The sequence below is a fragment of the Arthrobacter sp. KUASC02 genome (assembly GCF_059739395.1).
This window is the reverse complement of the sequence record NZ_AP046053.1, coordinates 2,940,571-2,952,848: the sequence shown is the minus strand read 5'-3', so window position 1 is coordinate 2,952,848 and position 12,278 is coordinate 2,940,571. Positions and strand designations below refer to the sequence as shown.

The 12,278-nt window shown below is 67.6% G+C and carries 10 protein-coding genes; 6 read left to right on the top strand and 4 right to left on the bottom strand.

What is annotated here, in order from left to right:
- The first annotated feature begins 8 nt into the window (after positions 1-8).
- Positions 9-1,088: a GNAT family N-acetyltransferase gene (locus AC6JAC_RS13740; protein ID WP_497965056.1), complete on the top strand. Its 1,080-nt coding sequence runs from the start codon at positions 9-11 to the stop codon at positions 1,086-1,088.
- A 30-nt stretch (positions 1,089-1,118) separates the two neighbouring features.
- Here AC6JAC_RS13740 and AC6JAC_RS13735 read toward each other — a convergent pair whose 3' ends face one another.
- Positions 1,119-1,637 carry a DinB family protein gene (locus AC6JAC_RS13735; protein ID WP_028270836.1) on the bottom strand — a complete coding sequence of 173 codons (519 nt, stop codon included), beginning with the start codon at positions 1,635-1,637 and terminating at the stop codon, positions 1,119-1,121.
- 9 nt (positions 1,638-1,646) lie between these two features.
- Entirely contained in the window at positions 1,647-4,145 is a 2,499-nt protein-coding gene (locus AC6JAC_RS13730) for a DNA gyrase/topoisomerase IV subunit A (RefSeq protein WP_497965054.1), read from the bottom strand.
- A 53-nt stretch (positions 4,146-4,198) separates the two neighbouring features.
- On the opposite strand from AC6JAC_RS13730, the gene AC6JAC_RS13725 reads away from it, so the two are divergent.
- Genes AC6JAC_RS13725 through AC6JAC_RS13710 form a run of 4 tightly spaced genes read left to right on the top strand, consistent with a single transcriptional unit; the run spans position 4,199 to position 9,666 of the window.
- The gene (locus tag AC6JAC_RS13725) at positions 4,199-6,916 is read left to right on the top strand and encodes a bifunctional acetate--CoA ligase family protein/GNAT family N-acetyltransferase (protein ID WP_497965052.1); all 2,718 of its coding nucleotides are present in this window, start codon (positions 4,199-4,201) and stop codon (positions 6,914-6,916) included.
- 54 nt (positions 6,917-6,970) lie between these two features.
- Positions 6,971-7,711 carry a DUF5998 family protein gene (locus AC6JAC_RS13720; protein ID WP_028270833.1) on the top strand — a complete coding sequence of 247 codons (741 nt, stop codon included), beginning with the start codon at positions 6,971-6,973 and terminating at the stop codon, positions 7,709-7,711.
- 1 nt (position 7,712) lies between these two features.
- Entirely contained in the window at positions 7,713-8,951 is a 1,239-nt protein-coding gene (locus AC6JAC_RS13715) for an alkaline phosphatase family protein (RefSeq protein ID WP_497965049.1), read from the top strand.
- The gene (locus AC6JAC_RS13710) at positions 8,944-9,666 is read left to right on the top strand and encodes a thymidine kinase (RefSeq protein WP_028270831.1); all 723 of its coding nucleotides are present in this window, start codon (positions 8,944-8,946) and stop codon (positions 9,664-9,666) included. Before AC6JAC_RS13715 ends, AC6JAC_RS13710 begins: the two co-directional genes overlap by 8 nt.
- Positions 9,667-9,684: 18 nt before the next feature.
- Here AC6JAC_RS13710 and sepH read toward each other — a convergent pair whose 3' ends face one another.
- Positions 9,685-11,121: a septation protein SepH gene (gene sepH, locus AC6JAC_RS13705; protein WP_497965047.1), complete on the bottom strand. Its 1,437-nt coding sequence runs from the start codon at positions 11,119-11,121 to the stop codon at positions 9,685-9,687.
- Positions 11,122-11,475: 354 nt separating this feature from the next.
- Between sepH and AC6JAC_RS13700 the strand changes: the two genes are divergently transcribed.
- Entirely contained in the window at positions 11,476-11,775 is a 300-nt protein-coding gene (locus tag AC6JAC_RS13700) for a DUF4193 domain-containing protein (protein ID WP_028270829.1), read from the top strand.
- Between the two features lie 10 nt (positions 11,776-11,785).
- Here AC6JAC_RS13700 and AC6JAC_RS13695 read toward each other — a convergent pair whose 3' ends face one another.
- Positions 11,786-12,274, bottom strand: a complete 489-nt coding sequence (locus tag AC6JAC_RS13695) for a DUF3093 domain-containing protein (protein ID WP_028270828.1) — start codon at positions 12,272-12,274, stop codon at positions 11,786-11,788.
- Positions 12,275-12,278: the final 4 nt, after the last annotated feature.

Here is a 12,278-nt window from a genome sequence, read left to right as displayed (position 1 = left end):
CTGTTGGCATGCTGATCAACGATGCTCCGATGCCCGGATCCTGGCGGGACGCACTGGCCGGCGAGGGACTGGCCTGGCGTCCGGCCGACGAACCGGACATCGCGGCGTGGGCTGCCCTGATTGCCCGGACGGCCGAGGCGGAACGGCCGGTGTGGTTTGAACGGGCCGCCGACCTTGAACAGGTCCTGCAGTCGGCGAAGAACCATCCGGCCGCCAACACCCTGCTGGTGCTGGACGGCGGGTCCGTTCCCCGGGCCTATGCGCGCATCACGAAAAACCCGGACGGCGACAAGGCCTACGGTTTCGGCTGCGTCGACCCGGCCTGGCAGCGCCGGGGGATCGGCACGGCGCTGCTGGGATGGCTCAGCGAGCGGACCCTCGAGCGCTTCGCGGAAGACCCTGGGGCGGACGACGGCGGCCCGGAAGGCAGCGGCACAAAAGGCAGCGGCACGAAAGGCAGCGGCCCGGTGCCGCGGCTGCGCGTCCACATGGAGCAGCAGCACGAGCACCAGCAGCGGCTGCTCCGCCGGAACGGATTCCGCGTGGTGCGCTATTTCAACGAGATGCACCGGCGCCTGGACGGCGTTCCGCTTCCCGAAGTGCGGCTCGATGACGGGCTGGAGCTGGCCACCATGCGGCCGGAGCTCACTGAGGAGGTCCGGCTGGCCCACAACGCAGCCTTCCGTGACCATTGGGGAAGCGAGCCCCGGGATGAGGAATCCTGGGGCTTCACCGTCAACGATCCGCAGGCCAGGCCGGACCTGAGCGCAGTGGTCCTGGACCGCAGCTCCGGAATCGTGGCAGGCTACCAGCTGGCCAGCCACGACCCGGACAGCGCGGTATCCCGGGGGTACAGCGAGGGGTATACGGAACTGCTGGGCGTCCGCCGCGAGTACCGCGGACGAGGGGTCGCCCGGGCCTTGCTGGCCGATGCGATGCGGCGCTTTGCGGCGGCGGGGATGGACCGCGCCTCCCTCGACGTCGATTCAGAGAACCCCACCGGCGCGCTCGCCCTCTACGAAAAGATGGGGTACACCGCCGTCAACCGGAGCCTGGCGTGGGACAAGGAACTCGCGCCGCCCACCTGAAGCAACTGAAACCCGCCTGGCTTAGCGCGCCTAGGCGTCGACGTCGTGCAGGTGATGGACGACGTCGTGCAGGAAGTACTGCGCGAGGGTCATCACCGTGAACTCCGAACCGTTGCTCCGAAGGCCTTTCCGGCCCCACTCGTCCTCGTGCACGCCGGCGAACGATGCCGCGATCTGCTCGCCCTCGGCGGTCAGTTCCGCACTGACGATGGCGGGGTCGGCATTGGCGTAATCCTGCTCCACGGCGGTCTTGTCCTGGTCCCAGTTCTCGAACCGGGCATCATCGGAAGTCAGCATCAGGTTCAGCCGGCGGTCGAAGAGGCTGAAGACGTCCCGGACATGCGATGCGTACTCCAGCACGGACCAGGTGGCCTCGTCCGGTCGTTCAGCGACATCCGGCCGGCGCAGTGCCGCCCGCCAGCGCGGCAGCATGTTCGTGACGCTGCCGGGAACCGTGGCCGGAGTGACCGTTGAGGCGTCGAATCCGCAGTCCGGGCATACCCTGGTCAGCACCCAGGTCCAGTCTTTTTCATCGGGGATGATAGGCATGCCAGTAGTCTAGGCCCAGGTCATGCTGGGCCCAATGGCGTCCACGGCCTGCGACAGCGGGATGCCGGAACCGTCCCGTCGGCCATGCTCCTGCGGGAGCGACCGCGCCACCCCTGCCAGCGAGGACGCCTTAGCCGGACCGTGTCCGGCCCATGCAATGAGCAGGGTATCTTCGCCCTTCAGGAACCGGTGTGCCCGCACTCCCGCAGTGGCCCTGCCCTTGGCCGGGTACTCCGCGAAGGCCGTCACCTTCCCGGCCCCCGGAGCCGTGCCCGGCAGGGCGCCTTCGGTCCCGGAAACAGTCACGACGACGGCCTCCTCGTCGCCGGGGGCAACGGTTCCGAAGAACAGCACTTCGTCCCCGGCTCCCAGTTTGATGCCCGCCATGCCGCCCGCGGTGCGGCCCTGCGGCCGGACATTGGCCGCGGAGAAGCGCAGCAGCTGCGCCTGCTTGGTGAGGAACACGAGGTCGACGTCGTCCGCCCCGGCAGGCTCAACGCCCACCACGGTGTCCTTGTCCTTGAGGGCAATGACTTCCCAGTCCTCGCGGTTGAGGGGGTAGTCGGGCTGCACGCGTTTGACGATGCCCTGCGCCGTCCCGATCGCCAGGACTGTATCCAGCGGGGCGAAAGCGACGAGCGTCTCGCCCTTCAGCAGCGTGATGAAGTCCTTGGCAGGCACGCCGCCGGCCAGGTTGGGAAGCCCGGACATCGGCGGCAACACGGGCATGTCCATGACCTGCAGGCGCAGCATCCTGCCCTGGGAGGTGACTGCCGCGATCTCGCCGCGCGCGGAGGTCTTCACCACGGACCGGAAGACGTCGTGCCGTGACCGCGGACCGGACTCGGCCAGCGGTTCCTGGTTTGAGGTCCGGGCGATCTGCCCGCTGGCGCTCAGGATGGCCCAGCAGGGATCGTCGGCTATTTCCAGGGCGAGCGGGGCCGCCTTGCCCTTGCCGCCTGGCGCAGCGGCCAGCGCGGCAACGGTGGGGGAGACCGCCTCGGATTCAAGCAGCACCGTCCGGCGGGGAGTGCCGTACTTTTCCGCGATGTCGCCCAGTTCGTCGGAGACCAGTTCACGCAGGCGCTGGTCCGAGCCCAGGATGGCCTCGAGCTCCGCGATCTCACGTTTGAGCTGGTCCTGCTCTTTTTCGAGCTCAATCCGGGAATACTTGGTGAGCTGCCGGAGCCGGAGCTCCAGGATGTAGTTCGCCTGGATTTCGGTGAGGTCGTAGATGGACATGAGGCGTTCACGGGCGGCGGCAACCTCGTCGGAGGACCGGATGATCTGGATGACCTCGTCGATGTCCACGATGGCGATCAGGAGGCCCTCCACCAGGTGGAGCCGGTCCTTCTTCTTTGCCAGCCGGAACGCCGTGCGGCGCCGCACCACGTTGATGCGGTGGTCCACGTAGACGGAGAGCAGCTGCACCAGGCCGAGCGTCTGCGGCTGGCCGTCCACCAGCGTCACGTTGTTGATGCCGAAGGAATCCTCCATCGGCGAGAAACGGTACAGCTGCTGGAGCACTGCGTTGGGGTTGAAGCCGTTCTTCAGCTCGATCACCAGCCGCAGCCCGTGCTTGCGGTCGGTCAGGTCCACGATGTCGCTGATGCCGGTCAGCTTCTTGCCGTTGACGGCGTCCTTGATCTTCTCGATCACCTTCTCCGGGCCCACCATGTAGGGAAGCTCGGTGACCACCAGGCCGGTGCGGCGGGCGGACAGCTGCTCGATCTCCACCTTCGCCCGGGTCTTGAACGAGCCGCGGCCCGTGGCATAGGCGTCGCGGATGCCGTCCAGGCCAACGATCCGGCCGCCCGTGGGCAGGTCCGGGCCGGGCACGAACCGCATGAGGTCCTCCAGGGTGGCCTCGGGGTTCGCGATCAGGTGCCGGGCTGCGGAGATGACCTCCACGAGGTTGTGCGGGGCCATGTTCGTGGCCATGCCCACGGCGATGCCCGTGGCGCCGTTGACCAGCAGGTTGGGGAATGCCGCCGGCAGGACATCCGGCTGGGTCAGCTGGTTGTCGTAGTTGGGGACGAAATCCACCACGTCTTCGTCGAGGTGGTCGGTGAGGGTGAGCGCAGCCGCCGCGAGGCGGGCCTCGGTGTACCGCGGGGCTGCCGGGCCGTCGTCGAGCGAGCCGAAGTTGCCGTGGCCGTCGATCAGCGGCAGCCGCAGCGAAAAGTCCTGCGCCATGCGGACCATGGCGTCGTAAATCGCGGTGTCGCCGTGCGGGTGCAGCTTGCCCATGACCTCGCCCACCACGCGGGCGCTCTTGACGTGGCCGCGGTCAGGGCGCAGGCCCATTTCGCTCATCATGTAGAGGATGCGCCGCTGCACCGGTTTCAGGCCGTCACGGGCATCCGGGAGGGCCCGTGAATAGATGACCGAATAGGCGTACTCGAGGAACGAGCCTTCCATTTCCGACGTGACGTCGATGTCAACGATGTTCTCGGTGTAGTCCTGGACGGCGTCCCCTGCCGGGGCGGAACTTTGGCGGCGGGCCATGGGGCTGGTGGATCCTTAACGGTTTACTGGCGAGTTTTAGCTAGGCTAACCCTATGGTGGATCAGCCCGGGGACGGCGTATATCCGGAATATTGGGAAGCCGATGTCGTTCTGCGGGACGGAGGGACGGCTCATCTGCGCCCGATCCACCCCTCAGATGCCGACGCCGTGCAGGCTTTCCATACCGGCCAGTCGCAGAAGTCCATCTACATGCGGTTCTTCGCCTTCAAGGCGAGGCTCTCCAGCAAGGAGCTGAAGCGCTTCACGGAAGTGGACTACAAGGACCGGGTGGCGCTGGTGATCACCATTGGCGGTGAAATCCTGGGCATCGGCCGCTACGACCGGCTGACCGATCCCGAAGAAGCCGAGGTTGCCTTCAATATAGCCGACGCCCACCAGGGCCGCGGCATCGGATCCATCCTGCTGGAACATCTGGCCGCCGCCGCACGCGAAAACGGCATCCGGAAATTCAGCGCCGAAGTGCTGCCGGAAAACCGCAAAATGCTGATGGTCTTCTCCGACGCCGGTTACGACGTCAAGAGGCATTTCGACGACGGCGTGGTGAGCCTCGAGTTCAACATCGACCCCACGGAAAAATCCCGGGCCGTGATGGAGTCACGTGAGCACCGCGCGGAGGCGCGCAGCATCCAGGAGCTGCTGGCGCCGTCGTCGGTCGCGGTGATCGGGGCCAGCCGCAAGTGGGGCACCATCGGCTACCAGCTGCTCGAACACATCATCGAAGGCGGCTTCACCGGGCCGGTCTATGCCATCAACCCCGAGGCGCTCGAACTTGCCGGGATGCTGTCCTTCGCAAGGCTCTCCGAGGTACCGGACCCGGTCCGGCTGGCCATCATCGCCGTCCCCTATGAGGAAGTCCCCAAAGTGGTGGCGGACTGCGCGGCCGCGGGCGTCAAAGGCGTTGTGGTGGCGACGGCCGGGTACGCCGACGACGGTGAGCGCGGGCTTGCCCGGCAGCGGGAGCTGGTCCGCCAGGCCCGCTCCAACGGGATGCGGGTGATCGGCCCCGCATCCCTGGGCATCGTCAACACCAACCCGGCCGTGTCCCTGAACGCCTCCATGGCGCCAAGCCTGCCGCGCCGGGGCGGCCTGGGACTCTTCAGCCAGTCCGCCGCCATCGGCGTGGCCTTGTACGCCGCCTCCAGCCGGCGCCGCCTGGGCCTTTCCACGTTCCTGTCCGCCGGCAACCGGGCCGACGTCTCTGGCAACGACATGATGCAGTTCTGGGAAGACGACGCCGACACCGCCGCGGTGGGGCTTTACCTCGAATCCATCGGCAATCCGCGCAAGTTTTCCCGGCTCGCACGCCGCCTTGCCCGCACGAAGCCCGTCATCGTGGCGAAATCGGACTCGATGGGCCTGCAGTTGCCTCCGGGGCATGCGGTACGGACCACGCAGGCGCCTGCCGGCGCCCTGGACGCGATGATGCGCCAGTCCGGCGTGATCCGGGTGGAAACGATCGAGCAGCTGATGGACGTGGCCCAGATCGTCGCCGGCCAGCCGCTGCCGGCCGGGGCGGACATCGCCGTGTTCAGCAACTCCCGGGCCCTCGGCAAAGTGGTCGCGGACAGTGCCGCCGCCAACGGGCTCGGCGTTGAACGGATCGTCACCGACGTGGACCTCGACGCGGGCATGTCACTGGCGCTGCCGGCCCTCCGGGAGAGCCTGGCCGGGATCCTTGCCTCGGACTCCATCCACGCTGTCGTAGTGGCGCTGCTGCCGGCACGGGGCCTCACTGTGGAGAAGATTGCCGGCGTCCTCGCGGAATGCTCCGCCGCGGCCGGAAAGCCGGTGGTTGCCGCCTTCACCGGAATCCTGGACCCGTCCGTCTATGTTGAGGGCATGGTGGGCGCGGACCCGGCGGGGGCTGGACCTGTCCACGCCGTGGGCGCCGAATCCGTACCGTGCTACTCCAACCCCGGCGCCGCCGTCGCAGCGCTCGCCGCCGTGGTCAAATACGCCGAGTGGGTGGAACGCGACCAGGGCCTCTTCGCGGAGCCGGAGGGATGCGACCCCGAAAGCGTCCGGGCCGAGCTGGAGGACCTGCTCCATGACGTCCCCGGCGAACAACTGGTGCAGCTCGCCCCGGCCAAGGCGGCAACGCTGCTGGCCCACTATGGCATCGACGTGGTGCCCTCCGTGGGCTTCGAGACACCCGACCAGGCTGTTGCAGCCGCTGAGCGGCTTGGCTGGCCCGTGGTGCTGAAGACCACCGATCCGACCCTGCGCCACCGGCTGGACCTTGGCGGTGTGCGGCTGGACATCCAGGACGCCGAATCGTTGCGGCGCAACATCGTCGAGATGCACCGCGCCCTGGCGCCCTACGGCTCGCCGTCCATGGAAGTACAGATGATGGCTCCGGTGGGCCAGGCGTGCACGTTCCGGGCCATTGAGGATCCGTTGCTGGGCCCGGTGGTTTCCTTCGGACTGGCCGGGGACGCGGTGAATTTGCTGGAGGACTGGGCCCACCGGGTTCCGCCGCTGTCCGGCGCCGATGTCCACGACTTCATCCGTGCGCCGCGCGCGGCCAGGAAACTGTTCGGCTACCAGGGCCTTCCCGCGGTGGATGTGGCCGGGCTGGAGGACCTTGCCGCGCGGTTGACCCGGCTCAAGGACAACCATCCCGAAATAGCGCTGGTCGAGTTCAACCCTGTCCTGGCCGGGCTTCGCGGCGTATCGATCCTGGCCGCTGATGTCCGGATCGCGAACGCCGCCCAGCGGACAGACAGCGCCCGCCGGGCGATGCGCAGCTAGCCCGCCCCGGGCGCACAGTTAGCAAGTGCCCAGTCGATCTGTGAAAATGGAGTAATGAGCCCCCAGCCTCCCACGTCGAAGCCGCACGCACCCCGACCCGGTCACCAGGCCTCGCACGGGCATAGCGCACATGACCACGGCGTCCAGGGCCAGAGCCTGGAAGGGGCGCTCCAGCAGGCAGGCTTCTACCCCCGGCTGGTGGCCGACGTCGTTGATGACGCCCTGGACGGGCGCGACTGCATGGCGCACCTTGTGCATCTTGAAACGCATTTCGACCGCGCGGAGGTGCGCCGCCACATCACTGTGCTGGTGCTAACGGACGACATGCTGGTCATCGCCCACGTTGACGACCAGCAGCTCGACGAGGCCGGCGAACAGATTGTCGCCCAGATTTCCACCGAGTCAGTGCCGGTGGCGCAGATCCGTTCCGTAGTGCTGAGCTACATGTACGCCCAGCCGCAGAACTACAAGCCCTCCGATCCCGTGCGGGAACTCACCCTTTCCATCGCCTGGTCCGGCGGCCAGCGCCTGGACATGGGGCCGGCCAGCTGCGGGGATCCCCAGTGCGAAGCGGACCACGGTTACAGCGGCACCATCGCCCAGGAGGACATTGTGCTGCGCATCAGCGCCGAAGCCGACGGCCTGCAGGCCGTCCAGGACGCCAAGCTGTTCGCCCGCGCGCTGCGCGCCGTCAACACCGGTTCGGCGCCCCTGCCGCACAACGGTCCGGTGGCCGCGCCACGTCCGCGCACCGGCGTTTTTGGAAACCGCCTCAGCCGCGGGCACCAGCGCTGAGATGATTCCCGGAAACAATGCTGAGCCGTCAGCCCTCGCCATCGCCGAGGGTGCCCCCGTTCCTTCACCGATGCCCCCGGCGCCTGCCTTCGGCCAACGTTCCATCGCCGAAGTACTGACCAGCGCGGCAGCCAGCCTGGGGATTGAGGGCTTCGAGAACCGGCTGAACCTGCCCGCCGCCAAGCGGGTGTGCGTTGTCCTCGCCGACGGCCTGGGCCGCGGCCTGCTCAAACAAAAGTCGGCGCACACGCCCTTCCTCCGGTCCGTGATGCAGCAGGGCCAAGGGGCGGTTCCGGTAGCGCTGGACTCCGCTTTCCCCTCAACCACTGCATCCTCCCTCGCCAGCTTCGGAACAGGGCTCCCGGCCGGCCAGCACGGAATGGTGGGCTATGACGTCCTCGATCCCGGGCAGGACAAGGTGGTCAACATGCTGGGCAACTGGGATGCCGGCGTCGACCCGCTCGAGTGGCAGCCGTTTCCCACGGTGTTCGAGCGCGCCGCCGCCCACACCGACGTCACCACCATCAGCCTTCCGCAGTTCGGCGCCTCGCCCATGACCCAGGCCGCCCTCCGCGGCGGCCGGTTCATCGCCGCCGGTACTCCGCATGCCAGGACTGCTGCCGCGGCGGAAGCCATGCTGGACGCCGAAAGCTCCCTGATGTACTTCTACGTCAACGACCTGGACAAAGCCGGGCACCGCTACGGCTGCCAGTCCGCCCAGTGGGAACACCAGTTGGAAGAACTCGACGCAACGGTTCGCCGGCTCAATGCCACGCTTCCGCCGGGGACCACCGTCCTGTTGACGGCGGATCACGGCATGCTCGACGTCCCGGAGTCGCAGCGGTTCGACTACTCCGCGGAACCGGCCCTCATTGCCGGTGTGCGGCACACAGCCGGGGAGCCGCGCATGGTCCACCTGTACTTGGAGCCCGACGCCGGTGAACAGGACCGGGCACGGCTGATCGAGTCGTGGCGGGAGCGGTTTGGTGACAGGATCTGGGCGTTCACCCGCGACGAGGCAGTGTCCGCCGGACTCTTCGGCGACGTCCGGCCGGAGGTCAGTGCGCGCATCGGCGACGTCATGATCGCCGCCCGGGACGCCCTCGCGCTCTACGACACGCGCCGCGTCCGCTCCACCGCCCTGGAGGTCGTCGGGCAGCACGGGTCGCTGACCAAGGCCGAGCGGGAGGTTCCGCTGTTGTACTTCCAGGCCCAAGGCAGAAAGGGAGCGCGTGGCTGAACTCGTCTTCTTCTCAGGAACGATGGACTGCGGAAAATCCACGCTGGCCCTGCAGATGGACCACAACCACCGGGCCCGCGGCCGCGGCGGCGTCCGGTTCAGCCGCAACGACCGTGCCGGCGGTGCAAGGATCTCCAGCCGGCTCGGGCTCGAAACGGACTGCGTGGAAGTCCTGGACTCCACGGACTTCTGGGACGAGGTCATCCAACGCCGCACCCGCGGCCTCCGGGTGGACTACCTGATCTGTGACGAAGCCCAGTTCTACTCACCGCTGCAGGTGGAACAGCTCGCCCGGATTGTGGACGAGATCGACGTCGACGTGTTTGCTTTCGGGATCAGCGCCGACTTCCGCACCCGCCTCTTCCCGGGGTCGCAGCGGCTCATCGAGCTGGCGGACCGTGTCCAGGTCCTGCAGGTGGAGGCACTGTGCTGGTGCGGACGCCGGGCCACCCACAATGCCCGCACGGTCGACGGCGTGATGGTCACCGAAGGTGCGCAGGTGGTGGTGGGCGACGTCGACATGGCCGGCGACCAGGCCTCCACCGGCGCGGCGGACCACGCCCCCGTGGTGGGCTACGAGACGTTGTGCCGACGGCACTTCATGCGGCGGGTCACCGCCCACGGCGCCAACGTCATGGCCCAGCAGGACCAGCTGCTGCCGTTCGAGGTGGACGCCTGCCTGTGGCACGGTGCCGGAGAAACCCGGCCCGGCTGACCCGCTACGCCGGGCGGTTCAGTCGCCGCGTGCGCCGAAAACTATTTCATCCCAGCTCGGTACGCTGGAACGCTTGGGTTTGGACGGCTGCCGTTCGGGCTGCTCCGCGTCCCGGTCGTTTCTGGGGGTGGCCGGTGCGTCGTCCCGGGTCCGGCGCGGGCTCCCTCCACCCAGCAGTTCATCCAGCCCCACGTTCGGAGCGGATTCGCGGTTCCAGCCGGTCTGGCGGGGGCGCGCCGTTTCCCTGACCGGAGCAGTTTCCGCCGCGGCGGCTTCATCGCCGTCCGGGCTGGCGGCAGGTACCGCCGGCGTGCTGCCGGAGTCTTCAGCGGACGCTTCGTCCGGGTCCGTCACCGGACGCAGCGGGGAGGCCACGATGGTGATTTCGCGGGTTTCCGTGCTGACGCCGTCGTGGAGTTTCAGCCGTTCATCGTCGTCCCCGGTGTGCCGGGGAGCCAGGCTGAGGCGGGACAGCATTGACGCGCGGACTTCACGCTTGCGGGTGAACGAGTCTCCCTTGGCGGCCGGGGATTCGGCTTCTTCGCGGCTTTCCGTCCCCGTTGCGTCGTCGTCGGAGTCGGGCTCCGCTACCACTTCGGAGGGCCGGGGGTGGGCCGCCGGAACACCGTTGGTGAGCAGCAGTGCCAAGGCGTCGTCGGCGTCCTCGTCCACACCGAGCCGCTGTCCGCGGCGTGAGCGCAGCATCTCCAGCAGGCCGTCCGAGTCCTTGCCGGGCTGGCCGGATGCCGTCCGGGCAGCGGCCGCCTCGGCGTCGGTCTCAAAGTCAAACGGGCGGTCGGACACTGCCGACAGGCGGCGGGCAGGCACAGGACCGTCGAGCGGTTCCAGCTCGCTGAGCTGCTGTGCCCAGCGGTTGGCGTTCTGCAGGGATTTCCGGGCGGGACTGAAAGTCCACATGGCGGGCGGTTCCTCGCCGATGCTGGTGTGCGCGCCGGTATTGGTTTCGAAGCGAGCCACCACGGTCCAGGTGCCGTCCGGGCGCCGCCAGGAGTCCCACTCGACGGTGGAGGATTCGATGCCGTGGGCGTTGAGGCGGTGTGCCACCATGTCGCCGAGAGTTGCCGGGTTGTCGCCGAAGGCGGAGCGGTAGACGTCATGGCCCGGCGCAGGGGAGGCCACCTCGATTTTTCGCGCCTGCTGTGCCACGTAGTCGCGCTCGGCAAGTACGGGGCCTTCATAGCGCTGAACCTTGGCCAGGGGGATGCCCGAGAGTTCCGAAACCTCCGCGGCCGTGGCGCCGCTTCTGATGCGCGCCTGGATGTCCCGCGGGGACATGGCAACAGGCGCAACTGCAGCGGCCGCTTTCGCCGGAGAGCGGCTGGCCGCGAGCCGAAGGGCTTCGTCGATCGGCAGCCGGAACATCTCGCCGCCGGTGCCGCTCAACAGGAGATGCTCCCCGTCGTCGTGGACGCCTACAAGCCGTAGATCCTGCATACAAATCCTCCACCCTGGCATTACTGACATTCGAAACTCTGCCACTCGGCAGTCGCAATTCGGGGGAGGGGAGAGGGCGCGCCGCAATATTCCAGGGTTTTCCAGTCGTCAAGTGCGTTTTTACTGCTTCCGGCCTACGGCGGGCGGGCCCGGCCGGCACCCGCCTCGCACAGACCACGCTTTCCCATGCCGCGCAGGGAAAAATAGGCGCCTGAGTCGGGCACAAAATGAGTCAAGCCAGCGTTGACATCGGTGAACCGGCCCGGGGGACCAGCCCGGCGGACGATGTCCGTCCCGAAGAGGCCACCGGCGCCCGGCCATCCAACCGAAAAATCGGAGTGTGAACAGAAGATAATGGCGACAGACTACGATGCGCCGCGGAAATCAGAAGAGGACCTGAACGAAGATTCCATCGAGGCATTGAAGACCCGCCGCGTGGACAAGCCAACGGCAGTGGTGGATGAGGACGAAGCCGAGCTGGCTGAAGGCTACGAACTCCCGGGGGCAGACCTGTCCGGCGAAGAACTCCTGGTCCGCGTCCTGCCGGCCCAGGCTGATGAATTCACCTGCTCGTCATGCTTCCTGGTCCGTCACCGCTCGCAGATCGCCCGGGAAAAGGACGGTTTGCTCTTCTGCAAGGAGTGCGAGGGCTGACAGCGGCGCCCTAGGCGCGGGTGAGGGCGGCGGTCAACTGTGCCGGGTGCCGCGTGGAGGTGAGCCAGTAAGGCGTGGGGTCGGATGGATCCGTGATGTCGATCCTCACCACCGGGTCCACCCAGCCCCGGATGCAGAGGTATGCCAGTCCGTTCAGGCGTGTGCCGCGTTCCGCCGTCGCCTCCTTGCCGGTGAACGGTGTCACGGTCCCTATATAACGACGCTCGATGGTGGCCCGCCCCACTTGGAGCGTTTCTGCCGTCACCGTTATCGACGGCGTGGACAGGATCAGCAGCACCGTGATGATGCTGAACAGCACCAGTGCCGCCGTGATGCCGGCCGCCATGCTGATCGGAGCAAACACGAGGATGCCTGCGCCGGACAGTCCGGCTGCGACGAGCCAGATCCAAAGGTTGGGGTGGAGTTTCTCGCTGTACAGAACGGCTGTTCCGCGGGGTGTGCTGTTGGGGGCAGGCACAGCTGCACTAGATTCCGGCATAGGC